Source organism: Synechococcus sp. CCY 0621, from assembly GCF_019038465.1.
Classification (GTDB): domain Bacteria; phylum Cyanobacteriota; class Cyanobacteriia; order PCC-6307; family Cyanobiaceae; genus Cyanobium.
Genome location: NZ_JAFKRH010000014.1, coordinates 104,802 through 126,676 on the forward strand (window position 1 = coordinate 104,802; position 21,875 = coordinate 126,676).

Consider the following 21,875-nt stretch of genomic DNA (forward strand, 5'->3'; position numbering starts at 1 on the left):
GGATCATTGTCGCGATCCGCCTCTGCCAACCGTGTGGCAGCGGTCACCAAGACATCCATCACACTGGCGATGGATCCTGCACCTGTCCGTCAGTGATCGCCACGACCCCCTCCCCTGCCCGAGGCCCCAGCCCCCTGTGGACGCGGGCCTTCCATGGCTTCAACCTGCTGCTGCTCCTGCTGATGGCCACCAGCGGGCTGGAGATCTACAACGCCAATCCGGTCTTCGGCGGTCGGGAGGGAGCCACCGTACCGGAACTGTTCACCCTTGGCGGCTGGCTGGCCGGTGGCCGCGACTGGCACTTCGCTGTCATGGGTCTGTATGCCGCCAACGTGGGGCTCTGGATCGGCCTGTTGCTGCGCCGGCGCCATCGGCGCCTCGCCGGCAGAGGCGATCTGGTCACCCTGCGCGCCAGCGTCAGCCCCCCCAGGCGGCGCCTGGCCAGCCACCGGATCACCTACACCCTGATGCTGATCGTGCTGGCCTTCAGCCTGATCACAGGACTGGCCATGTACAAACCGGCCCAGTTGGGGTGGCTGGTGTCACTGTTCGCCTTCGCCGAGCCGGTAGGTCACTCCAGTTGGCAGACGCTGCGGGTGTGCCACCTGGCCACCATCCCCGCCATCGCCCTGCTGCTGGTGGCGCACGTGGTGCTCTCCTGGCGGGTGGGAGGCCTGCGGCTGCTGCGGGCGATGTTCCTCTGACGCGGCTCCTCTGAAGAATGTTCCACTGAGATGGCTGATCCCTCCGACCCCCTGAGTCGCCGCCGGTCCCTGGGCCTGCTGCTCGGCGGCGGTTCCTCCCTGCTGCTCGGGGGCTGTGCCCTCAACGGCTGGAGCGAGACGGTGGGGGAGGCCACCCAGCCACTGAACGAACGGATCGAGGCGCTGCTGCAGGGGAAGCGCAGATTGCCCGAGTTCCGTCGCAGCCAGGTGGAGCCCGCTGCCCTGCTGATCAATAGCTTCAACGGCACGCCCGAAATGGCGCCTGGCAGCTACCGGCTGGCCGTGAACGGGGTGGTGAGCCGTCCGTTACAGCTGGATCTGGCGGCCCTGGCCGCGCTGCCCCAGCAGGAGTGCGTCATCCGCCACGTCTGCGTGGAGGGCTGGGCGGCGATCGTGGCCTGGTCCGGACCGCGGCTGGCCGATGTGCTGGCCCTGGCCGGCCCCTCTCCCCTGGGTGCCTATCTGGCGATTCGATCGGCCGATCAGTACTTTGAAACCTGGGATCTGGCCTCCGCGCTGCACCCCCAGACCCTGCTCGCCACCCACATGAACGGAGCACCGCTGCCGGTGGCCAACGGCGCTCCTGTGCGCCTCGCCAGCCCCATCAAGCTCGGCTACAAGCAGAGCAAGTGGGTCACCGGCCTCGAACTGATGACCAGCCTGGGTGAACGGCTGGGCACCTGGGAGGACAAGGGTTATGAGTGGTTCGCAGGGCTCTGAGCACGAGCCTGGCCCTCAGGGCCGCACCAGTCCGGTGGGCACGTCCTTCTGGCCGGCTTCGCGCAGCAGCTCCTGGATGGTGCGTTCGGAGGTGTCGTAGGCGCCTTCGCCGAAATGCGTATGCCGGATGCGGCCCTGGCCATCGATGAAATAAAACGAAGGCCAGTAGGTGTTCCGGAAGGACTTCCAGATGGCGAAATCGTTATCGATCACCACCGGATAGGTGAGGCCCAACCGGCGGACGGCCGCGCGTACGTTGCCGAGGTCACGCTCGAAGGCGAACTCCGGCGTGTGAACGCCGATCACCACCAGGCCATGGTTCCTGTACTTGCTGGCCCAGGCCCGCACGTGGGGCAGGGTGCGCAGGCAGTTGATGCAGGAGTAGGTCCAGATGTCCACCAGCACCACCTTCCCCCAGAGCTGGTCGCGGCTGAGGGGCGGCGAATTCAGCCAGGTGGCCCGCTTCGGAAAGGGCGGCAGCGTGCCCAGCACCGGCAGGCGGCTGATGGCTGGAGCGCTCGCCACGCCGGGATCAGCGGCCGGGATCCGGGTGAGCAGGGCCTGCTCGAGCCGGTTGGTGTCGGCCAGGGTCCAGCCGGCGAAGGAGGCCTGCTCCAGACCCAGGGCGCTCACCCCCACCGCCGCCAACGCGGCGGCCCCCAGCCCGCGCCGCATCCAGAGGCTGGCCCCGCGTGTGCGCTTCAGGGCCGCGGCCAGTCGATCGCCGGCCAGGAGGGCGACCGCCAGGGAGGTGGCAGCACCCAGGCCGTAGGTCAGCAACAGCAGGGCGGTGCCGGCGCTGCCAGCCTGCAGGACCGCTCCGGTGAGGATCAGCCCCAGGATGGGCCCTGCGCACGGGGCCCAGAGCAGCCCCACCGCCACCCCCAGCAGGGCCGAGGCGCCGACGGCCTCGCCCCGCTGTTGGGCCTGATCGGAGCGCCGGGACAGCCCGGCGCCCAGCTTCACGAGCGGCTGGCTGAGGACATCCGCCAGGGCTGGCCACAGCAGCGCGAGCCCGAACAGGGCCAGCGCGGCCAGGGCTGCCATCCGCCCCCACTGGTGGGCCTGCACCACCCAGCCGCCGCCCACGGCCGCCAGGCTTGCCGTGGCGGCGAAGGTCAGTGCCATGCCGGCCAGAAGGGGCAGAGCGCTGCGCCGGAAGGAATGCCCCACCCGGCTGAACAGGAAGGGCAGCACCGGCATGATGCAGGGGCTGAGGATGGTCAGCAGGCCCGCGAGATAGGCCAGAAGGGGCAGGACCATGGTGGGAGGGGAAAAGGAATGACCGTGGCCCGTGGGGTCAGTCGCGATGCCCTCAAGGGGCAGCGGGAGCCACCGCTGGAGCGAGGGCCGAGCCGAGCATCGCCCTGGCGTCACAGGCGTGGACGGTGGGTTTCCGCCAGCTCAGCGGCATCTCCAGCAGATCCCTGGGCCGGGTGAGTCCCTGGGCAAGGAACACAAGCGCCGTCAGGGCGATGGCGCTGATGTGCAGCCGCCGCCAGCGCAGGTGCCGGTGGATCTCGGGCCGGTAGCCACCGAGAACAGGATCAGGCCGACCAGACCGATGCCACCCCAGAAGTGCGACTGCCAGGAGACCGGATCGAGGGGGTTGTCGCTGGCCCACCAAAGAGGATGAAGCTGACTCGGTAGAGGGGCCGCTTCACCCGCCAAAGCGTGGCCAGCGCCACCACCGTGCCGACCAGCACATGCAGCAATCGTCCCAGCCGGGGGACTCCCCCTTCGAAGGCCGCCAGGGGGTGCTTGGCCTGGGTGAGACGGCGTCCATCCGCTGCTCAGGGCTTCAGGGGAGACCAGGCCATCGTGGCGTTGAACTTCTGGCACCAGATCAGCACCGATTTCTGCGCCTTGAGATCGATCGAAGCGGGGATCACGTAGCTCTGGGCCCCCTTGCTGGATTTCAGCTTCGAGAGCAGCGTGTAGCTGCCGGGCTTGAGGGGAAAGGCTGGGGCCTTGCTCATGGCCAGGGGCGCGGCGGAGGGGCTGAAGGCCACCCAGAGATCAGGCGCCATGTCGTTGGTCTTGAAGTCGCCGCTGAGGGTGAGCACCTTCTTGCCGCCTTCCTCGCTGATGGTGAAGCCACCGCTCACGGGTGCCTCTGCCTTGCGGAAGCTGCCTTTGGCCATGGCCATCCCCATTCCCTTGGATGGTCCGCCCATGGTGGGGGACATCTGGGCGAGCAGGGGGCTCTGGAGCGGTGCAGCGTGGAGGGCAACACCGAAGAGCGCTGCGGCCGCGACCACGGTGAGGGCGCCGGTGCGGAGGAGTGCCCTGGAGGAGCGTGACATCGGGGGTGTGGCGAGAGTGGCGAGTCAGGGGACCGGGCAGCGAAGCGGCACGGCCCCCGTTCACCACGAGTTACCCGTGAGCCGCTGGATCGGATTGGACTGGGGGTTCTCTCAGCCGATCGGCACGGTGCGGTCAAGGGCCCCGAAATCCACCCGGCGCCGCCCCTGGCTGTCCGCGGAAACCAGATCGGCGAAGGTACGGCCCCGGAGAATGTCCTCCAACCGGTAGTGGTGAACCTGGAGAAGGGACGATCCGGTCACCTCGTCGGAGCCCTCCACCAGCACCATCACGGCCCCACTGGCCCTGGCGATGGCGTCGAGCCCAAGTTGGAGCAGGGGGCTGTCCGGCGTCAGCCGGTGGCTCAGCACGGCCGTCAGATGCAGCTGGGGTGTGGCGGCGTTGAGCAGGGGCAGCGGATGGATGCGTCGCTGGCACACCCCGGGCTCGATCTCCTCATCCACGAACAGGACCATGGCGTAGGTCACCTTCAGCCAGTAGCTGGGGTCGGCGGTGACGAAGCGACAACTGAGGTGACCATCGGGCCAGCCGCTGAGGCACAGCTGCCGACTGAATCGCAGGGGCGAATCGACCTGGGTGAAGCGCAGGAAGAACAGTCCCGTGACCATGGCGGTGGTCAGGATGGCGACCATTCGCTGGCCCGCCGCCAGGCCCAGGGTGTAAGGGGAGCTGACCATGGCGGACTGGAAGCTGGCGCTGAACAGGTTCTGCAGCGCGAAGATGCCGCCATCCGGCACCCCCACCACGCCGTCGGCCTGCACATGGCCGGGATCCAGCTGAAACGCCAGGGCGAAGACCAGCACCTCCGCCAGGTAGATCAGCGTCATCGCCAGAAAGAACACCGGCCAGGGCATCCGCATCGCCATCGACACCGGCTGGCGCCAGAGGCTGGTCCAGGGGCTGCGCTGGTGGTCGAGCGTTCTGTGCGCCGGCCGCGACAGCTGGCTCAGGACGGTGGGGAGGCGCAAAACAACCCGATGCCGACGCCCAGAACAGTAGGAGCGCTCCATCCTGGGCAGATGACGGTGCCGATTCCGATGGGCAGGACACTGTGGCCAATCCCGGGTCAGCTGCCGCTGTTGCTCTATGTGCTGCTGCGGGGGCTGGATGCCACCGTGCTCAAGGGGCTGCAGGACCATGGCCTGGCGAATCCGGTGCAGGGCGAGAACCCGATCAGTTTCTGCAACGTGTTCTTCCTGGCCCAGCTCACGGTCGCCCTGGCGTCCCTGCTGCCTGGACGGCGCACCCTGATCGCCGATCTGGCTCGGCTGGGCCCCGCCGACCGGCGCCTGCTGGCCCTCCATGGCGGCCTGGGCCTGTTCCTCGGGCCCGTGGCCTATTACTTCGCCCTGGAATCCCTGTCGGTGATCAGTCAGACCCTGCTGTTTGCCCTGGTGCTGCCCGTCTCGGCCCTGCTGGCACGCTGGCTGCTGGGGGAGGCCCTGCCCCCTGGCTTCTGGCTCAGCCTGGCCTTGATCGGCGCCGGTCTGCTGCTGCCGCAGGCGGCCATGGCGATGGCCAGCGGCCGGATGGATGACGCCACCGGCATCGCCTGGGCCCTGGTGGGGGTGCTGGCCTTCGCCGGCTCGGCCGTCAGCGGCCGCAGCGTTGCCCGCCACCGCTGGCCGGCGGCGGTGGCCGTCGGGGCCCCCACCCTGCTGAGCGCCCTGGTGTTCGGCGCCATCGCGCTGGTGCTGTTCGGCCCGCACCACTTCCTGCTGTTGCGTCTCTGGTGGGTGGTGGGTGTGATCGGGCTCTATGCCATCACCCTGTCCCTGGGCCGGGAACTGGCCCTGCGCCAGGCCTACCGCCGCTGCAGCGTGGCGGTCGTCTCCCTCTGGGGCTCCCTGGCCCTGGTGGTGGCGGTCCTCAGCGCCGCCCTGCTGCTGGGGGAGCCCCTGGGCGGCCCGGTGCTGGGCGGCGCGGCCCTGGTGCTGGCCGGTGTGGGCGTCAGTCGCTGGCCCCGCCCCATCCGATCGGATCCCTCGCCGGTATCCGAAGAACGGCAACCCCGCCGAATGCCCCCCCGGTCGTGACACCCTCCGACGCCGACGCTCCCCCCCGCCGTTCGCCCCAGCGGGGGGCCCTCCAGGGCCCGTCCGACGATGGCGGCGATCTGGCGGAGCTGTACGACACCTGCAGCGCTCCGGTGTACCGCCTGGCCCTGCGCCTGTGCCGCTCCAGCCACGAAGCCGAAGACCTCACCCATGACGTCTTCCTGCGCTATTGGCAGCAGGGGCGTTACGACCCGGCCCGGGGGCCGGTGCTCGCCTACCTGCTGCTGCTGACGCGCTCGATGGCCATCAACCGCCTCAACCAGCGCGCCAACCGCTGGCAGCTGGTGCAACGCTGGTCACAGCACCTGTTCCCAGCGGCCGTGGCCACGCCCCATGACAGCGCTGAGGCCGAGGATCTGGCGGAGAGGGTGCGGGGCGCCCTCGCGGCCATCCCCGCCAACCAGCGCCAGGTGCTGGAGATGGCCTACTACGAAGGCCTGAGCCAGTCCGCGATCGGTGCCCTGCTGAAACTGCCCCTCGGCACCGTCAAGACCCGCGCCCGCCAGGGGCTGATCCGCCTGCGCGCCCTGCTCCACGACTCGCCCGACCAGCCATGACACCCGACACCATCCCCGCCGACGCCGACCGCATCGACGCCCTCCTGGCAGGCCATGCCCTGGGAGACCTGGAAGAAGCCGAGCGGGAGCAGCTGGCCGTGCTGCTGCGGCAGCGGCCCGAGCTACGCCTGCGCCTGGAGGAGTTCAGCACCACCCTGGAATTGCTGCCGCTGGCGCTGCCGGCCACGGCGGAGCCTCCCGCCGCCCTGCGCCGGCGACTGCTGCAACCCCGCCCCCAGCTGGGTCAGTGGCGGCGTTGGCTGGGCCCCTCCCTGCTGGCCGTCGGCTTGCTGCTGCTGGGCGGTGAGCTCTACCAGACCCGCCAGCAACTGGCAGACCTGCAGCGGCAGTTGCCGCCACCCGGCCTGCCCGGTGAACGCCGGATGTTGCCCCTGCAGGCGGTGCAGCCTGGCCAGACGGCCTCGGGGGAGGTGCTGGTCACCGGCAACCGCACCCACAACCTGCTCAAGCTCACCGACCTGCCGGCGTTGCCGCCCCATCACACCTACCGGCTCTGGGCCACCGTGAAGGGACAGACCGTGGGATGCGTCCATTTCGTGCCCAACGCCCGCGGCCAGGTGGCCATGCCCATCCCCCTGTCGCCCACCAGCGAGGCCAGCGGTGTCAGCATCAGCGTCGAGGGCGACCCCACCGGCACGGTCCCCAGGGGACCCATGGTGCTCACCAGTTCGATCTGATCCATGGCCGTCTTTCCCTTCTCTACGGACGTGCATGCCGATCTGGGCCAACGGGCCGTCGTCGACAGCAACATGCTGCCCTGGCTCCCCTCCCCCCTGGCCGGGGTGGAGCGGCGCCTGCTGGATCGCGACGGCGGCGAGGTCGCCCGGGCCACCTCGCTGGTCCGCTACGCCCCCGCCAGCAGCTTTTCCCCCCATCACCACGGCGGCGGCGAAGAGTTCCTTGTGCTTGAAGGTGTCTTTTCCGATGAGCACGGCGACTACGGCCCGGGCACCTACGTGCGCAACCCGGTCGGCTCCGCCCATGCCCCCTTCAGTGCGGCCGGATGCACCATCCTGGTGAAACTGCGGCAGATGGATCCGGCCGACCAGACACGGGTCGTGATCGACACCCGGCGCTCTGTCTTCGTGCCTGGCCTGGTCGCTGGACTGACCGTGCTGCCCCTGCACGGCTTCGGGACCGAACAGGTGGCCCTGGTGCGCTGGCAGCCGGACACCCGCTTCCCTCTCCACGCCCATTCCGGGGGCGAGGAGATCTTCGTGCTCGACGGGGTGTTCGAAGACGAGCAGGGTGCCTATCCGGCGGGCACCTGGCTACGCAACCCGCCCGGCAGCCGCCATGCCCCCTTCAGCCACAGCGGTTGCCTGATCTGGGTCAAGACCGGCCACCTGGCGCCGCCATTCCCCGCCATGGAGCCAGCGCCAGGGCGGTAAGGAAGCCCACCAGCTGGGCGATCACCACGCTCGGGCCCGACGGCAGGGCGAAGGCGGCCGAGAGCAGCAGGCCCAGCACGGCGCAGGCGGCCCCCAGCCCGGCGGCCAGCACCACATAGGTGTCGAAGCGGCGGCTCACCAGCCGCGAGGCGCAGGCGGGGATGACCACGAAGGCGCTGATCAGCAGCACCCCCACGGCCTTGACGGAGATGGCCACCACCACGGCCAGCAGGATCAGGAACAGCAGCCGGTGCACGGAGACCGCGACCCCTCGGGAACGGGCCAGGGGTTCGTCGAGGGTGAGCAGCACCTGGTCGCGCCGGGTGAGGGTGAGGTAGCCGGTGGTGACGACAAGCAGGAGCCCGATCAGGCCGAGGTCGAGCCAGGTGACCCCCAGGATGTCGCCGAAGAGCAGCTGCTGGATGCCGCCCTTGTAGACCCGCAGCAGGCTCAGGGCCACCACGGCCATGGCCAGCGATGAGGAGTAGACGATGTTCAGCAGGGCATCCGCCGGCAGGCGGCTGCGTTGCACCAGCTGGTTCGTCATCAGGGCGAAGAGCACCGCAAAGGGGATCAGCACCAGGGTGGGATCGATGCCCAGCAGGATTCCCAGCGTGATGCCGAGCAGGGCGGAATGGCCCAGGGCGTCACTGAAGAAGGAGAGCTGGCGCAGCACAGCAAAACTTCCCAGCACCCCGCCGAGGGCGCCGCTCAACAGCCCGCCGAGAAGCGCCCGCTGCATGAACGGCAGCTGCAGCAGGTCCACCAGGGTCGATCCCTCCGTCATGTCCACGGCCATCGGCCCAGGGTACCCAGGCTGCCCGGGCTCCCCTGCCGTCAGGAGGCAGCGTGGGCCAGGGCCTCGCCGACCAGAGCCAGGGAAGCCGCCAGCAGCACCAGGCGACCGGCCCGACAGAACAGGCGTGAGGTGACGACGAAACCCATCGGGATCATGGGAGTGCTCCGTTTCAGGGCAAGGGGAAAAGGTTCAGCGGCCCGTCGTCTGCAGGGGGCGGAGGTCCGGCAGGGCCACGGAGAAGGCGGGGGATCCGTGACGGGTCAGGGGCCAGCGCCGCACCCAGCAGCTGTCGGTTTCTTCGTCGATGCTGATGACCTGGTAGGTGCCGCCCTGGCGACTGCTCAGCTGTACGAAGCCGCCAGGGTGGGGAGCTGCGGAGGAATGGGGGGTGGGGTAAGGCATGGGTCAGACCACGCATCAGCCCTAAACGTAACAGAAAGTTGCAGAATGATTGACGAGAACCCCCTTGGTGTGCATTCCAAGTCACATGGCGGTCGTTCTGTCCCTACAAATGCGTAACCCCCTCGGGGCGGGCCCAAGGGGGTTACATTGCGAAAGCAGTGGGGAGTTGATCGGTCTCCCTGCTCCACAAGATCGTTCTAGATCAGCAGTAACGGCTACAGCGCAGGTCTGAACATTCCTTCACAGGCCAGCTGCCGTTCACGATCGGTTCACTCGTCGTCGTCGGAGCCGCCCACCGGCACCAGGCGAATCGCCTTGCGACCCAGCTTGATCTCGAACTCGTCGCCCGGCTCGAGGCCCAGCATGGCGGTGTAGGCCTTGCCCACCAGCAGGTTGCCGTTGAACTGAACCTTGGCGGTATAGCCGAGTTTGCGGCCGGCCTTGGTGGCGGCCTTGCCTACGCCGTCGCCGAGGTTGATCCCCTTGGCATCGAGAAGCGCTTCGTAGAAAGCCGTGAAGTTCAGCCTTTCATTGCCGTCCTTCTTGGTGCTCACGTAGCCGCAGCTGCGCACCAGATCCGATTTTGAAGCGTCTCCGAGCTCTTTCACCTTGGCGAGCAGATCGGCACCTTTGAGCATGATGCAATGGCGGTTGGTATTGGGTGAAATTGTACAACTTGGGCCTGCGATCGCCAGTTGGCCCAGGTGCGGCTCTCCGCGCCCTCCGTCCCTATGCATTGCCGCCGCTCTCGTGTCGGCGGCTGTACTCTCCCCACCGATCGGTGGCCATGGCCGTAGGGACGCAATCCGGCCGCGCGGGCTAACCTTGAGTCCGCCATCCCCGTCAGCTCTTCGGTGGACCCTCCACCCGATACTGCACCTGCTGGGGAAAGGGGATCTCGATGTCCCGGTCCCGGAAGGCCCGCCAGATGCCGGCCTGGACTTCGCTGCAGATGGAGACGTTATCCATCGGATTGGCGATCCAGAAGCGCAGGGCGTAGTCGATGGAGGAATCGCCGTAGCGGAGCAACAGGCCCTTGGGCGCCGGGTTGGGAAGAATGCGTTTCTGGCTGCGGGCCGTCGCCTCCAGCAGGGCGATCACCTCCTCCGGATCATGGTGGTAGGCCGCGCTCACCAGCACCTGGCTGCGCCGCAGCGTGTCGCTGCCCGTGTAGGTCACGGTGGTGCTGGTGAAGAACGTCTGGTTCGGGATCACCAGCTCGGCATTATCACGGTCGCGCCAGAGCACGGCGGCGCGCAGGCCGAGGCTGCGCACTTCGCACGGATCACCATCGATGAACAGCACCTCACCGGGCCGCACCGATCCCTCGAACAGCAGCCACAAACCACTGACGAAATTGGAGAAGACTTCCTTGATGCCGAAGCCCAGGCCCACCGAGAGGCCGCCGGCCACCGCCAGGATCGCCGTGCGGTTGAATCCCACGTGATCGAGGGCCCAGACGATTCCGAAAGCCACTGCCGCATAACGAATCATCAGGGCCAGGGCGCGGCGGCTGCCGTTGCTGATGCCCACGCTGCGCTGCACCAGCCAGGCCATCCCCTGGGCCGGCGGTCCCGTCCCCATGGCCAGCACATACAGGATCACCACCGCCAGCAAAAAGCTGCCCAGGGTCACTTCCGAGCCGAACCATTCGCCGATGGGGATCAGGGCCAGATCCTGGGGGTTGTCGAACACCCGGATCACCAGCAGTACGGCGACCAGGAGATACGCCGGGCGGATCAGCCGGGTTTCGAGCAGTTGCATCTGCTGGGGCTGGATGAAGCGGCCCAGCAGCAGGCGCACCCCTCCCAGGCCCAGCCAGCCGAGGTACAGCAACAGCCCCAGCAACAGCAGCCCGTAAGGCTGGCCGCCCAGCCCAAGGGCCAGCGACAGCAGGCCCAGCAGGCTGGGGATCATCACCTTCGGACGCCCTGCCGGGGGAAACCGGCGGGCCAGCCGCCGGCCCAGGGGGCCCTGGCCGAGGAACACGAGCAGCAGCAGGATCACCTGGACGCGCACCTCGATGCGCTGCAGGTAGCCGAACCAGCCGACGATCTCCAGGAGCAGCAGGTTCATCTGGACCTCTCGCTTCCCAGCAGCTGGATCAGGCCCTTGAGGGCGTCCTGCTGGCTCAGGTCATCAAACAGGAAGCGGGTGAGCAGCGCCTGCCAGGCGTCCCTCTGGCTTTTGCTGGTCTTCCCCTCCAGGCGAAGTGTCGAGCTCTGAATCGATTGTTGTCGCCCCTCCACCATCGCGGCCACCACGGAGGAACTGCTCACCGGAGGAGCCACGTTCCGGTTCACCGGCAGCACGTACTGATTGCGCAGGACCATGTCTCGCTGGTGCAGCGGACTGATGGCGAATCGGGCCAGGGCCAGGGCCAGCTGGCGCTGGTCCGGACTGGAGTTGACCCCGAAGGCGAGCACCCGCTCCCGGGTGATCGGGCTGGCGGCGCCGAAGGGGCCGGAGGGCAGGGGGGACACGCCCAGGTTCCTGCCCAGGCGCGACCGGAGCCGGGTGATGTTGATGCTGCGGCAGGGAATCCAGTCGAGGGTCCCCACCATCAGCTCCTTCAGCAGTTCCGTCTCGGTGGGGTAAACGGTGACGTGTTGTTGCAGGTCCGCCGCGCGCAACCACTGCAGCCAGCCATTCAGGCTGGTCCGCATCGCCGGGGTCGCCGGTGCGCCGGCCAGCAGGTTTCCCACGGCGTCGATCGCCCCAAGCGGGCCCAGGGTCCAGACCAGGCTCACCGCATCGAGAGATAGCCCCACCTCCATTCCCTTGGCACTGAACGCCAATAGCTCGCTGAGGGTGGCGGGGCTGCGCTTGACGCTGCGCCGATCGAAGCAGGCCACCAGGGGCTGCAGCTCCAGGGGGAGGCCCGTCAGGGTTCCATCCGAGCGCCGCACCCGCCTCACGGAGCCTGCATCCAGCTGATCCAGAACCGTGGCCGGGAAGGACACGGTGCTGATCAGCCGTTCCCGGGCCAGCTCCTGGGCCGTGGACTCGTTCACCAGCAGCAGGTCGGGGCTCAGGCCCGTCCGGTTGCGGACAAGGAGTTCATTGCGCAGCCTTTCCTCGTTAAAGGTTTCCACCTGGAGCCGAACCCGCGGCTGCAGGGTGCGGAACGAGGCCTGCAGCAGGGCCGTGCGTTCCCGTACTTCCTTCTGCAGTTCGGTGTCCAGGGCCTCCTGGCTGACCCCGACGGCGATGTACAGCGTGCCCTCAAGGGGGCGGAGCATGGGCTGCAGGCGCTGGCCCCGGCACCCCCCCAGGACGGTCACCAACGGGAGGAGAAGCCCTGCGGCGATCACTTGGATGGCCACCGGCCAACGCCCCTGACCGGACGGGGCCTGAGCAGGTGGGGAGGAGGAGCGGCGGCAGAAGGGAATCACACCGGGAGGCTAGGGGTGTTCGCTGCGGCGGGCACCCCTGCCGTTATGGATCAGTCCTCCGGGTAGAGCAGCTCGGCGAGTTCGTCGGGGTCCACGTCGTAGACCCGCGCCAGGGTCGTCTCGATCGCGCTGGTCACCACATCCGGCAGGAAACGCATCGCGTTCAGGGCGTCGTCGGCGATGTCGTCGGTGAGGAGTTTCTCGCCCCCCAGCTTCTCGTCGTTGATCACGGCCATCACCCAGCTCTGGTAGGCGGTGACGAGATCGGCGAACTCGAGCTCAGGATCATTCAGATCGAGGGCCATCGGGCGTCTCCAGGGACGGACGTTGCTTGTGCAGTTTGCCGCCTGGCCGTCAGGATGGAGGGATGGATCAGGAACCCCTGCCATCGGTGGCCTCCCTGCAGGGCACCCTGTTCGACTTCGCCATCGCCGAGCTGGTGCGCGGCCATCGCGAGAGCTTCCCGCCCCTGTGGACGGCCGAGAGCTGGGCCAAGCTGATGATCTGGCTGGCCCTCAGTTGTGGCTGCTCCGGCGAGGCCCGGGCCCTGGAGGCCTTCGCGGCTGCCCTGGGTCCGGCGCTCACGGCCCGGATGCGGCGGCTGTTCTTCGAGCGGGAGCTGCCCGAGCTGAACCTGCGGGTGATGGCCGATCCGGCCGAGCAGCAGGTGCTGCTGCTGCCGTTGGACGCCGGTCGCGACGTCGACTTCGGTCCGGCGGGGTCCATCGCTCCGGAGCGGGGGGCCGCCGCCCTCCAGGCCGTCGGCCTCAGTGCACGGGTGACGCCTGATCGTCGTCTGTGGCAGTCGCTGGAGGCGCTGCTGGCGGTGCCATGGCAGTCAGGGAACGGCTGAAGACTCCGCAGCGACGCCGCAGGCGGCGGGACTGGGCAAAGGCGACGCCGAGGCCGAGCAGGGGCAGGGGGCCGGGCGTCGGCACCGGGGTGAGGGCGAGCAGCTGGCCGTTCACCCCGTCGCCATCGTTGGCCACGTAGATCGTGCCGTCGCGTCCGACCGCCAGCCCCGTGGGGCTGACCAGGTCGTCGAAGATCGTGCGGATGCTGCCATCAAGGCCCAGCTTCAGGATGCTGCCCGACGGGGGGCCAAAAAAGTCATCGCTGTACTGGAGCAGGTAAAGCGAATCATCCGGTCCGGCGGCGATGTCGATCAGGTTGCTGAAGCCCCCGGCGAACGTCGTCACCGGGTTGATGAAGTCGTAGCGGAAGACATCGGCGCTCCCGGGGGCGAAGGGAAAGCCGGACAGCTGGGTGATGTACAGCGCCCCGTCGGGGCCGATGGTCATGCCGGTGGGCACGGCCTGGGCGGAGGTGACGAGCTCCTCCGGGAACACGTTCACCAGCGACACCTGGTTGGCGCCGTCGGCCTTCACCAGGCTGTTGCCGCCGGAATCGGTGACGTAGGTGTCGTCCCCGCGCACCACCAGGGCGAAGGGGTTGCTGTTGAGATCCTTGCCGTCGGGGTTCTGGGCCGCTTCGAAACCGGCGATGTCGGCCAGGGGCGTCAGGCTGCCGGTGGCCAGGTCGATGGCGACCGTCTTTCCGAAGAGGGAGCTGCCCGCGCCAGAGATCAGGGTGGGGTTGGCACCGAAGCCGAAGACGCCGAAGAGCTGGCCGGATCCGTTGAAGGCGAGGTCCGCCAGGCCCGTTCCCTCGGGGAACAGGGGGGAGGACTGGACCGCCAGGGATGGCAGGTTGGTGAGCGCCCTGGAATAGATGTTGGTGGAGCGGTCGAACAGGCCCACGGCCCCGGTGGTGCCGTAGCAGAGGGTGTTGCGGCTCCCGGCGACGAGGCAGGGGCCGCTGCCGCCCCGGCCCGCTTCGCTGAGCACGAGGTTGCCGTTCGGCGCGATCGTCAGCCCCCGCGGATTCTCCAGCCCCGTCGCCAGGGTCCGGACCCGGTACGGAGCTGCGTCGGAGGGGGCGCCCGCGGCCAGCAGGACGGCGCCGGCCCAGGCCCCCAGGGCCAGGCCCAGAAGCCCATGGCCAGGTTGGAGCTGGCGCTGGGGGGATTGGGGTTTCCGCGGCGACGGCGTCATGGGCAGGACGGTCTGGGGGAGGCGTCTGGCGGCACTCTGCCGATCCCGCGGGCCCCGTCAAGACACCGAGGACACCTCCGGTGGTCTTCGGGCCTCCGTTCTAGGTTCCATGTCCCTGTGGTCCCGGGCGCGGATGCGGCTGATCGGCAGCTTCGAGGATCCCGGCTACGTGGCCCTGGCCGATGCGGCGATGGCCTTCTTCGACCGCCGCACCGACCTGCAGCGGCGCGGGGTCGCCTTCTCCTTCGGTGCCGAACCGGGCGGCGACGCCGAGGGCGATCCCGGCAAGATCTCCACCGACATCAGCCTGGTGTGGCTCGACCGCTCCGACCCCGAGGCCCAGGGCCTGGCGGACGTGATCATGCGGGGTGTGTCCGCTGGCCTGAAGCGCTACCTGGCCGAGCGCCCCCTGTTCCTCTCCTGCTGTCCGGAGCGTTCCCTGTTCGTCAATCCGATCTTCAACCTGCAGCGCTACGCGCCAGGGGAGGGGTTCTACAGCTGGCACTGCGACTGGAACACCAGCGACGAGGCCACCGAGCCCATCCGCAGGGTGCTGGCCTGGATTCTCTACCTCAACACGGTGCCGGACGGCGGCACCGAATTCCACTGGCAGGACCACCACGTCGAGGCGGTCAAGGGGAAGCTGGCGATCTTTCCCGCCAGCCTGTCCCACCTGCATCGGGGCCGCATCAGCCAGAGCCACACCAAGACCATCGCCACCGGCTGGATCAATGTCGGTTCGCTGGATGCCTACGTGGCCCGTCTTGCCGCCGCTTGAGGCTTACCCCAGCGCCGAGGGCACGATCAGCCGCTGCAGCCGGAGGGCCAGCTCCTCGGTGAGCGCCTGCACCGCCTGGCGGCGATCACGGCGGTAGTCCGCCATGCGATCGTCCACCACGATCGGTGCGTCGATGCTGATCCGCGCCCGCAGCCGGCCCAGCCGTGGGCGCTGGTTGGCGGTCTGGCCCTGGATCCGGCACTGGGTGTCCCAGAGCAGCAGCAGCGTGTCGGCGAAGCGCTCCTGGCTGGGCCGCTCGCCCACATAGCTGCCGCTCACGGCAACAAACGACTCCACCACGCGCATGTGCCACAGCTGCGCCTCGGTTTCCGCCGCCAGCCGGTCGGCCAGGCCCTGGGCCAGGGGGCTCAGGGGCGCTGCGTTGGCTGGCTGGGGAGGGTAGAGCCGATCCCAGCCCGCCTGCTCCAGGCGCCGGCAGCGGTCGGTGAGGCTGCCGCTGGGTTGCAGCCCGAAGGACAGCTCCACCCGCCGCAGGGCCAGATCCATCAACCGCTGCAGCCGGGGCCCGAAGGGGGTGGTGGCGGCCTCCGCCCCCGGGACGTCCCCGTCCGGCAGGCAGAGGTGCACCTTGTCGCGGTAGAAGGCCTCCATCTGCTCGAGCATGCGCTCCCCGAGCCGCACCAGCCGCTCCAGCAGCCGGGCGGCGGCCAGGTCGTGGCTGGGATCGGGAGCCAGTCCTGCCCCCTCCTCCAGGCGACACAGCAGCGCCTCGATCGCCCCCCAGATCGGTGTGTTGTAGCTGTACTGCAGCCCGATCGGCAGCAGGTCCATGCGTTCGTGACGGCCGGCGTCGGCGAGGTCGGCCGCCGTCCAGAAGGCGAGCTGGGCGGTGCCGGGCTCCAGGGGGCTGAGCAACTCGTTGTGGCCATTGGTGGCCCCTTCCGGCGCCAGGGCGAAGGGGTGGGGGCCGTCCAGCAGCAGGCGCCTGGCCGTGCGCAGGGCCGGCAGATCCAGCTTGCTCCGCTGGATCGAGGCGCCCCCCAGGTGGGTGAACAGCCAGCCCATCGCCGGCCCGGCCCAGAGGGGGATGCCGCGGTCGAACAGGAACTGGCCGGTGGGGGCCGGATCGAAGTTCAGGCCCTGCCGCAGCCCGGCCCTCGCCAGCTCCACCCACAGCAGCTGGGCCATGCTGAGGGGGTCATCGAGGCTGGGGTGCCGGAAGGCGAGCAGCAGCCGGCTCTCCCTGGCCTGGAAGGAGCGCATCGCCTCCACGAGCGACGCCATGCCCTCGACCTCCACCGCATCGATCCGGCAGCGCCACCGCAGCCAGAGCGGCAGCACCAGCCTCCCCACCGCCAGCACCCGGCCATCGAGCTGGGGAGGCAGGAATTCCAGCGGCGGGGCGGTGGCCATGGCCGGAGGTTAGGCGGGCAGAAATGGGGAGAATGGCCCCACGTCCAGCTGTTGGCCCGTCTCTGCGATGAAGATCGATCCCGCCCTGCGTCACCGGGCCCTGCGCACGGCCGTGGGGGTTCTGGAGACGGCTCGCGATCCGCAGCACACCCTCACCCACGCCCTGCCGATGCTGGATCTGCTGACGGCTTCGCCCCTCGGCGAACTGGGCAGGGAGCAACTGCTGAAGGACACCGAGCTTCGGGCCCTGGCGGAGGAGCAGTACTGGGGTCCCTGGCCAGGGGGCGAGGAGCTGCGGCAACTGCCTGCCGGCAGCCTGGGCCGGCTCCACCAGGAGCGCTTCGATCGCCTGGGTCTGCACGCTGTCCCGCCGCCGGACACCAGCCAGATGGACGGCCCGGGGAGCTACCTGCAGCTGCGGTTGCGGGCCACCCATGATCTCCACCACGTGGTTCTGGCGATTCCGTCCGATGTGGCCGGCGAGGCCAGCGGCTCGGCCTACTACGCCTCCGCCCTGCGCCAGCCGGGGTCGGTCGCCGTGCTCTCGGCCTGGATGGTCCATGGCTTCCTGGCGCCCGAGGAGGACGCCCTGATCTGGGATGGCATCCGCTTCGGCCTGGAGGTGGCCCGACGCCTCGGCCCCCGGTTGCTGGCGATGCGCTGGGAGGAGGGCTGGTCGACACCCATTGCCACCTGGCGCGAGCAGCTCGGCCTCGATGCGCTGCTGCGCCACACCCCCTTCCCTGGGGAGCTGGCTCTGATGCGCTGAAGCGGCAGACGGCCTGGGTCGCTTCAGCGCGGCACCAGGGGGGTGATGGGTCCGTCGCCCCGCTTCACCCCCAGCCGGATCGGCCGGGGAGGACCCTGCGCCGGCAGGGTCACCTCCACCCACAGTTGCTCGCTCGGCGGGCGGCGGGAGGGATCCGCCACCCCGGGCGGAATGAAGAAGGCCACCGATGGCCCCAGCCGCCAGCGTTCGCCCTGCGGTGACGCCGCAAGGCTCCGGGAGCGGGGGGTGGCATCCGTGGTCAGGGTCGCCCGCACCTGCCCCGCCTCGGAGGACAGCACCACCCGTTCGCCCGACCAGGGCCTGGCCTGGCCGGCCGGCACCTCGGGGGCAGGCACCAGCAGGCCCAGGTTCACGTAACGCCCCCGGATCGGCAGATGGGGATCCACCGGTTCGGTAAGGATCCAGCCCCGGGGCCGGGTGGCCCGATCCAGCAGCAGCTGGCCCCCCAGGATCAGCAGCAGGCCGCCCTGCAGCAGGCCCACCAGCAGGCCCCGCCCCGGCCCGGGGATCATGGGGTCCCCCTGCCCAGGGCGCGGGCCACGAACCGGCGGCGCAGCAGCTCCAGTCCCCAGCCGCCGCCGAGGAACAGCACCCCCAGGCCGATCAGGCTGGCGGAGCGGCCCAGGCTGTCCATCACCTGGGAGACGTAGAAGGTCAGCACGTCAATGGCGATCAGGGCAGCGCCGAAGTTGACCCGCTCGGAGCGGCCATCCATCACTCCCCAGGCCACGAGCAACAGGCCGCCGACGGCCCACCAGAGGTAGGTGAACACACCGGCGTCCTGATGGCTCCCCCAGGCCATCGCCAACCCCGGCAGCAGCCAGCCGATCGCCACCCCCAGCGGCCAGGCGCGCCGCCCCCGCAGGCGCAGGCCCAGCAGCAGGGGGGTGCCCAGGGCCACGGCCCAGCCGCAGAGCGACAGCAGCAGGGGCAGGGGCGGGGGCGGCGTGCCCGGAGCCCAGTGGGTGAACAGGTGCCAGAGCAGGCCCGCCGGCAGCAGGCCCAGCCCACCCAGCCAGAGCAGCACCCGTCGCGCCGGCGCGGTGGGACCTGGTCCTGTCGGCGCCCCCAGATAGGAGAGGCTGAGCAGCAGCAGGCCCGCCACCGGCGCCGCCACAGCCGTTGGATCCCCGGATCCCCCCTGGAGTCCCTGGGTGGTTCCATTAACGGCCATCAGCCATTCGCTGATCAGCCAGGCCGGCCCCACCAGGGCCAGCAGCGCCAGCTGGGGCCACTGGCGCAGCAATCCCCAGCCCAGGCCAGCGCCCAGGCCCCAAAGCAGCAGCCCCAGGGGCCAGTGGGCTTCCAGGTGGAACAGTTGGCCGGCCAGGAAGATGCCGGCCCCCAGGGTGACGGTGCCCACCCCGTGCAGGGTCACGGCCAGGGGCGGGAAGCGTTCCTCCACAGCGGCGGCGCCCCCGTGCAGTCCCACCACCAGGGCCAGAAGCAGCGCGAAACGCTGCGCCGGCGCAAGGGCCTCCCAGTGGGTGGAGACGAACAGCAGCAGACCGGCGGCCACCAGCACGCCCCCCAGGGCGACGGCCACCAGTACAGGGACCCGCAGCCGTTGGGGGCTGGGTTGGGCCCGTTCCCAGGCCCGGATGGCCTCGGCGCCTGCGGGGTCGATCAGGCCCGCCTGCCGCCAGCGCTCCAGCCGTGATTCCCAGCCATCGCCCATGGCTGGAGGCTAGGGGGAGCGGCGTTTTGCGACCACGGGCCCACGACCCGCGCCTCCCCCCTGCGCCTGCCGAGAACCTCGCCCACATTCATGACCCGGCTGGCCCGAATTCCACTGGCAGGACCACCATGTGGAGGCGGTGAAGTTCGCAGCAAGAGGTTCAGATCATTCCAGGCCCGAATCCTTGTGCGGGCCACGAAATACTCGCCATCGGATCCGCATTCTGATCGCCAACACCAGGGTCAACCTGGCGATGACCACAACATCGATCCGAAGGCTTCTTGCTGTGCCATTCGCATGCCGCACGCCCCCCTTCCGACGAGGTGACGAGACACGTGGCCGGCTGAGATGGCAGCTCGGGAGGACGTTTACAACGATTTCGCGGGCCATGGGCTAGCCCAGAAGGCTCTGATTAGCGTTCTCAACAAGACCACTGCCGCTGCGACGTCCCCGATGCCCCTCAACGAATACAAGCCCGGCACCGCCTTCCCCGGTGTGATCGGCCGCACCGCCGATGTGTCGACCCCGGCCTGGCCCGAGCCCAACCGGGCGAAGGAGGGTGCGCCGAACGTGCTGTACATCGTTCTGGACGACACGGGCTTCGGGCAGCTCGGCTGCTACGGCAGTCCGATCGCCACGCCGCATCTGGATGCCCTGGCGGCCGATGGGCTGCGCTACAGCAACATGCACACCACGGCGCTCTGCTCGCCGTCACGCTCCTGCATGCTCACGGGGCGCAACCACCATTCCAACGGGCTGGCCTGCATCACCGAGGGGTCAATGGGCTACCCAGGCTCCAACGGCTACATCCCGTTCGAGAACGGCTTCCTCTCCGAGATTCTGCTGCAGAAGGGCTACAACACCTATGCCGTGGGTAAGTGGCACCTCACGCCTGCGGAGGCCACCTCCGCCGCCGGACCCTACGACCGCTGGCCCCTGGGAAGGGGTTTTGAGCGCTTCTACGGCTTCCTCGGCGGTGACACGCACCAGTACTACCCCGAGCTGGTGCGCGACAACACCCAGGTGGAACCTGAGACAACTCCTGAGCAGGGCTATCACCTCACGCCGGATCTGGTGGAGAAGGCGAAGGCGATGATCGCCGATGCCAAGCAGGTGGCGCCGAACAAGCCCTTCTTCATGTACTTCTGCACCGGCGCCATGCATGCGCCCCACCATGTGCCGAAGCAATGGGCCGACAAATACAAGGGTCAATTCGACGACGGCTGGGACGCCTACCGCGAGCAGACGTTCGCCCGCCAGAAGGCGCTGGGTCTCATTCCCCCGAACACCACTCTCTCCCGCCACGATCCCGACGTGCAGGACTGGGCCTCTCTCTCGGACGATGAGCGCCGGTTGTATGCCCGCATGATGGAGGTGTTCGCCGGCTTTCTGGAGCACACCGACCACTACATCGGCGAGCTGATCGCGTTCCTCAAGGAGTTGGGCGAATACGAGAACACCCTGATCATGGTGATCTCCGACAACGGCGCCAGCTCCGAGGGCGGACCCACCGGATCGGTGAACGAGGGCAAGTTCTTCAACAACGTGCCGGAAAACCTGGAGCAGAACCTGGCCGCCATCGACGACATCGGCGGACCGAAGTACTTCAACCACTACCCCTGGGGCTGGACCCATGCCGGCAACACCCCCTTCCGCCGCTGGAAGCGCGAGACCTACCGGGGCGGCACCAGCGATCCCTTCATCGTGAGCTGGCCGAAAGGCATCAACGCCAGGGGGGAGATCCGCAGCCAGTACGCCCATGCGATCGACATGGTGCCCACCGTGCTCGATGCCCTGGGGATCGAGGCGCCCACCACCATCCGGGGGGTGACCCAGAGCCCGATCGAGGGCTTCAGCCTGGTCTCCTCGTTCGACGAGGCCACTGCGGCGAGCAAGCACATCACCCAGTACTTCGAGATGTTCGGCCATCGCTCCCTGTATCACCAGGGCTGGCGTGCGGTCTGCCCCTGGCCGGGCACTTCCTTCAGCGAATCGGGCCGCAGGTTCGGCGATCCCATCTCCTACGACCAGCTGATCCAGCTCGACGCCCACGGCTGGGAGCTCTACAACCTCGAGGAGGATTTCGCTGAAACCAACGACCTGGCCGCCAGCGAGCGCGACCGCCTCATCGCCATGATCGGCATGTGGTACGTGGAGGCCGGCAAGTACAACGTGCTGCCGATCGACAGCCGCGGCACCCAGCGTTTCGGGGTGGAGCGGCCCCAGATCGCCGCCGATCGACAGCGCTACGTCTATTACCCCGGCACCCAGGTGGTGCCCACCAACGCGGCCCCCAGGGTGATGAACCGGTCCCACTCGATCTCGGTGGAGGCCCTGGTGCCCGAAGGCGGAGCCGATGGGGTGCTGTTCAGCATGGGGGGCAACGACGGTGGTTTTGCGTTCTATGTGCAGAACGGCCTTCTCACCTACGGCTACAACTATGTGGCCGACAGTCACTTCCGCATCACGTCCACGGCGTCGATTCCCAGCGGCCATCACATCTTCAGCGTGGAGTTCACCCCCACGGGTCCGGCCGACATCGCCAACGGCAAGGGCACCCCAGCGGCGATCAAGCTGTTCGTGGATGGCCAGGCCGTGGGTGAGGGCCATCTGCCGGTCACGATTCCCCTGAGCCTGGGCCTGGCGGCGGGGGCGGCGGTGGGCGCCGATCCTGGTTCACCCACCATGCCCGATTACAAGCCACCCTTCGCCTTCGCCGGGACGGTGAAGCGGGCGATGGTGGATGTGACCGGCACATCTGTGGAGTCGCAGGAAGAGAAGATGCGCATGATCCTGGCGCGGCAGTAGT

At 68.8% G+C, this 21,875-nt stretch carries 24 protein-coding genes; 10 read left to right on the plus strand and 14 right to left on the minus strand.

What is annotated here, in order from left to right:
* The first annotated feature begins 92 nt into the window (after window positions 1-92).
* Together KUG43_RS04425 and KUG43_RS04430 are read left to right on the plus strand one after the other, a co-directional pair.
* Window positions 93-704 (plus strand): cytochrome b/b6 domain-containing protein, encoded by a 612-nt coding sequence (locus KUG43_RS04425; RefSeq protein WP_353617927.1) that lies wholly within the window; start codon window positions 93-95, stop codon window positions 702-704.
* 30 nt (window positions 705-734) lie between these two features.
* On the plus strand, window positions 735-1,445 hold the full coding sequence (locus KUG43_RS04430; protein ID WP_216906492.1) for a molybdopterin-dependent oxidoreductase: 711 nt from the start codon (window positions 735-737) through the stop codon (window positions 1,443-1,445).
* Between the two features lie 15 nt (window positions 1,446-1,460).
* Here the strand turns inward: KUG43_RS04430 and KUG43_RS04435 are convergent, their stop codons facing one another.
* The 4 genes from KUG43_RS04435 to KUG43_RS04450 form a co-directional block, all read right to left on the minus strand.
* Window positions 1,461-2,708 (minus strand): cytochrome c biogenesis protein DipZ, encoded by a 1,248-nt coding sequence (locus KUG43_RS04435; RefSeq protein WP_216906493.1) that lies wholly within the window; start codon window positions 2,706-2,708, stop codon window positions 1,461-1,463.
* A 52-nt stretch (window positions 2,709-2,760) separates the two neighbouring features.
* Window positions 2,761-3,069: a hypothetical protein gene (locus KUG43_RS04440; protein ID WP_216906495.1), complete on the minus strand. Its 309-nt coding sequence runs from the start codon at window positions 3,067-3,069 to the stop codon at window positions 2,761-2,763.
* A gap of 169 nt (window positions 3,070-3,238) precedes the next feature.
* On the minus strand, window positions 3,239-3,751 hold the full coding sequence (locus tag KUG43_RS04445; protein ID WP_216906504.1) for a DM13 domain-containing protein: 513 nt from the start codon (window positions 3,749-3,751) through the stop codon (window positions 3,239-3,241).
* A gap of 111 nt (window positions 3,752-3,862) precedes the next feature.
* Window positions 3,863-4,738: a hypothetical protein gene (locus tag KUG43_RS04450; RefSeq protein WP_216906506.1), complete on the minus strand. Its 876-nt coding sequence runs from the start codon at window positions 4,736-4,738 to the stop codon at window positions 3,863-3,865.
* 69 nt (window positions 4,739-4,807) lie between these two features.
* Here KUG43_RS04450 and KUG43_RS04455 point away from each other — a divergent pair, with 69 nt between their 5' ends.
* Genes KUG43_RS04455 through KUG43_RS04470 form a run of 4 tightly spaced genes read left to right on the plus strand, consistent with a single transcriptional unit; the run spans window position 4,808 to window position 7,796 of the window.
* Window positions 4,808-5,806, plus strand: coding sequence for a DMT family transporter (locus KUG43_RS04455; protein WP_216906508.1), 999 nt, complete (start codon window positions 4,808-4,810; stop codon window positions 5,804-5,806).
* Window positions 5,803-6,384, plus strand: coding sequence for a sigma-70 family RNA polymerase sigma factor (locus KUG43_RS04460; protein ID WP_216906510.1), 582 nt, complete (start codon window positions 5,803-5,805; stop codon window positions 6,382-6,384). Before KUG43_RS04455 ends, KUG43_RS04460 begins: the two co-directional genes overlap by 4 nt.
* Window positions 6,381-7,082: an anti-sigma factor domain-containing protein gene (locus KUG43_RS04465; protein WP_216906512.1), complete on the plus strand. Its 702-nt coding sequence runs from the start codon at window positions 6,381-6,383 to the stop codon at window positions 7,080-7,082. The genes KUG43_RS04460 and KUG43_RS04465 overlap by 4 nt, the downstream gene beginning before the upstream one ends.
* A gap of 3 nt (window positions 7,083-7,085) precedes the next feature.
* The gene (locus tag KUG43_RS04470; RefSeq protein ID WP_216906514.1) at window positions 7,086-7,796 is read left to right on the plus strand and encodes a cupin domain-containing protein; all 711 of its coding nucleotides are present in this window, start codon (window positions 7,086-7,088) and stop codon (window positions 7,794-7,796) included.
* On the opposite strand, the gene KUG43_RS04475 is transcribed toward KUG43_RS04470, so the two are convergent.
* From KUG43_RS04475 to KUG43_RS04500, 6 genes are all read right to left on the minus strand, one after another.
* Window positions 7,738-8,583, minus strand: coding sequence for a metal ABC transporter permease (locus tag KUG43_RS04475; protein ID WP_216906516.1), 846 nt, complete (start codon window positions 8,581-8,583; stop codon window positions 7,738-7,740). The two genes, KUG43_RS04470 and KUG43_RS04475, sit on opposite strands and share 59 nt — an antisense overlap.
* 201 nt (window positions 8,584-8,784) lie before the next feature.
* Entirely contained in the window at window positions 8,785-8,997 is a 213-nt protein-coding gene (locus KUG43_RS04480; protein WP_216906518.1) for a DUF8657 domain-containing function, read from the minus strand.
* Between the two features lie 269 nt (window positions 8,998-9,266).
* On the minus strand, window positions 9,267-9,635 hold the full coding sequence (locus tag KUG43_RS04485; RefSeq protein ID WP_015110192.1) for an AbrB family transcriptional regulator: 369 nt from the start codon (window positions 9,633-9,635) through the stop codon (window positions 9,267-9,269).
* Window positions 9,636-9,840: 205 nt separating this feature from the next.
* Window positions 9,841-11,073, minus strand: coding sequence for a mechanosensitive ion channel family protein (locus KUG43_RS04490; RefSeq protein ID WP_216906520.1), 1,233 nt, complete (start codon window positions 11,071-11,073; stop codon window positions 9,841-9,843).
* A complete protein-coding gene (locus KUG43_RS04495; RefSeq protein ID WP_216906522.1) occupies window positions 11,070-12,239 on the minus strand; it encodes an extracellular solute-binding protein in 1,170 nt (389 codons plus the stop codon). Before KUG43_RS04495 ends, KUG43_RS04490 begins: the two co-directional genes overlap by 4 nt.
* A 203-nt stretch (window positions 12,240-12,442) precedes the next feature.
* On the minus strand, window positions 12,443-12,697 hold the full coding sequence (locus KUG43_RS04500; RefSeq protein ID WP_216906524.1) for a hypothetical protein: 255 nt from the start codon (window positions 12,695-12,697) through the stop codon (window positions 12,443-12,445).
* A 62-nt stretch (window positions 12,698-12,759) separates the two neighbouring features.
* On the opposite strand from KUG43_RS04500, the gene KUG43_RS04505 reads away from it, so the two are divergent.
* A complete protein-coding gene (locus KUG43_RS04505; RefSeq protein ID WP_216906526.1) occupies window positions 12,760-13,245 on the plus strand; it encodes a protein phosphatase in 486 nt (161 codons plus the stop codon).
* Here the strand turns inward: KUG43_RS04505 and KUG43_RS04510 are convergent.
* Window positions 13,160-14,446, minus strand: a complete 1,287-nt coding sequence (locus KUG43_RS04510) for a ScyD/ScyE family protein (protein ID WP_216906528.1) — start codon at window positions 14,444-14,446, stop codon at window positions 13,160-13,162. The genes KUG43_RS04505 and KUG43_RS04510 overlap by 86 nt on opposite strands.
* Window positions 14,447-14,579: 133 nt before the next feature.
* On the opposite strand from KUG43_RS04510, the gene KUG43_RS04515 reads away from it, so the two are divergent.
* Window positions 14,580-15,224: a 2OG-Fe(II) oxygenase family protein gene (locus KUG43_RS04515; RefSeq protein WP_216906782.1), complete on the plus strand. Its 645-nt coding sequence runs from the start codon at window positions 14,580-14,582 to the stop codon at window positions 15,222-15,224.
* Window positions 15,225-15,227: 3 nt separating this feature from the next.
* On the opposite strand, the gene KUG43_RS04520 is transcribed toward KUG43_RS04515, so the two are convergent.
* On the minus strand, window positions 15,228-16,598 hold the full coding sequence (locus tag KUG43_RS04520) for a lysophospholipid acyltransferase family protein (protein WP_216906530.1): 1,371 nt from the start codon (window positions 16,596-16,598) through the stop codon (window positions 15,228-15,230).
* Between the two features lie 67 nt (window positions 16,599-16,665).
* Here KUG43_RS04520 and KUG43_RS04525 point away from each other — a divergent pair, with 67 nt between their 5' ends.
* Window positions 16,666-17,367, plus strand: a complete 702-nt coding sequence (locus KUG43_RS04525; protein WP_216906532.1) for a Coq4 family protein — start codon at window positions 16,666-16,668, stop codon at window positions 17,365-17,367.
* Window positions 17,368-17,390: 23 nt separating this feature from the next.
* On the opposite strand, the gene KUG43_RS04530 is transcribed toward KUG43_RS04525, so the two are convergent.
* A complete protein-coding gene (locus KUG43_RS04530) occupies window positions 17,391-17,900 on the minus strand; it encodes a hypothetical protein (protein WP_216906534.1) in 510 nt (169 codons plus the stop codon).
* Window positions 17,897-19,066, minus strand: coding sequence for a DUF2157 domain-containing protein (locus KUG43_RS04535; protein ID WP_216906536.1), 1,170 nt, complete (start codon window positions 19,064-19,066; stop codon window positions 17,897-17,899). The genes KUG43_RS04530 and KUG43_RS04535 overlap by 4 nt, the downstream gene beginning before the upstream one ends.
* 453 nt (window positions 19,067-19,519) lie before the next feature.
* Between KUG43_RS04535 and KUG43_RS04540 the strand changes: the two genes are divergently transcribed.
* The gene (locus KUG43_RS04540) at window positions 19,520-21,874 is read left to right on the plus strand and encodes an arylsulfatase (RefSeq protein WP_286194379.1); all 2,355 of its coding nucleotides are present in this window, start codon (window positions 19,520-19,522) and stop codon (window positions 21,872-21,874) included.
* Window position 21,875 lies beyond the last annotated feature (1 nt).

Coding starts and splice junctions, on each gene's coding strand:
- KUG43_RS04510 (WP_216906528.1), bottom strand. CDS start 14,446: ATGACGCCGTCGCCGCGGAAACCCCAATCCCCCCAGCGCCAGCTCCAA.
- KUG43_RS04500 (WP_216906524.1), bottom strand. CDS start 12,697: ATGGCCCTCGATCTGAATGATCCTGAGCTCGAGTTCGCCGATCTCGTC.
- KUG43_RS04465 (WP_216906512.1), top strand. CDS start 6,381: ATGACACCCGACACCATCCCCGCCGACGCCGACCGCATCGACGCCCTC.
- KUG43_RS04525 (WP_216906532.1), top strand. CDS start 16,666: ATGAAGATCGATCCCGCCCTGCGTCACCGGGCCCTGCGCACGGCCGTG.
- KUG43_RS04505 (WP_216906526.1), top strand. CDS start 12,760: ATGGATCAGGAACCCCTGCCATCGGTGGCCTCCCTGCAGGGCACCCTG.
- KUG43_RS04490 (WP_216906520.1), bottom strand. CDS start 11,073: ATGAACCTGCTGCTCCTGGAGATCGTCGGCTGGTTCGGCTACCTGCAG.
- KUG43_RS04430 (WP_216906492.1), top strand. CDS start 735: ATGGCTGATCCCTCCGACCCCCTGAGTCGCCGCCGGTCCCTGGGCCTG.
- KUG43_RS04470 (WP_216906514.1), top strand. CDS start 7,086: ATGGCCGTCTTTCCCTTCTCTACGGACGTGCATGCCGATCTGGGCCAA.
- KUG43_RS04455 (WP_216906508.1), top strand. CDS start 4,808: ATGGGCAGGACACTGTGGCCAATCCCGGGTCAGCTGCCGCTGTTGCTC.
- KUG43_RS04520 (WP_216906530.1), bottom strand. CDS start 16,598: ATGGCCACCGCCCCGCCGCTGGAATTCCTGCCTCCCCAGCTCGATGGC.
- KUG43_RS04495 (WP_216906522.1), bottom strand. CDS start 12,239: ATGCTCCGCCCCCTTGAGGGCACGCTGTACATCGCCGTCGGGGTCAGC.
- KUG43_RS04535 (WP_216906536.1), bottom strand. CDS start 19,066: ATGGGCGATGGCTGGGAATCACGGCTGGAGCGCTGGCGGCAGGCGGGC.
- KUG43_RS04515 (WP_216906782.1), top strand. CDS start 14,580: ATGCGGCTGATCGGCAGCTTCGAGGATCCCGGCTACGTGGCCCTGGCC.
- KUG43_RS04540 (WP_286194379.1), top strand. CDS start 19,520: ATGCCCCTCAACGAATACAAGCCCGGCACCGCCTTCCCCGGTGTGATC.
- KUG43_RS04475 (WP_216906516.1), bottom strand. CDS start 8,583: ATGACGGAGGGATCGACCCTGGTGGACCTGCTGCAGCTGCCGTTCATG.
- KUG43_RS04530 (WP_216906534.1), bottom strand. CDS start 17,900: ATGATCCCCGGGCCGGGGCGGGGCCTGCTGGTGGGCCTGCTGCAGGGC.
- KUG43_RS04445 (WP_216906504.1), bottom strand. CDS start 3,751: ATGTCACGCTCCTCCAGGGCACTCCTCCGCACCGGCGCCCTCACCGTG.
- KUG43_RS04485 (WP_015110192.1), bottom strand. CDS start 9,635: ATGCTCAAAGGTGCCGATCTGCTCGCCAAGGTGAAAGAGCTCGGAGAC.
- KUG43_RS04480 (WP_216906518.1), bottom strand. CDS start 8,997: ATGCCTTACCCCACCCCCCATTCCTCCGCAGCTCCCCACCCTGGCGGC.
- KUG43_RS04435 (WP_216906493.1), bottom strand. CDS start 2,708: ATGGTCCTGCCCCTTCTGGCCTATCTCGCGGGCCTGCTGACCATCCTC.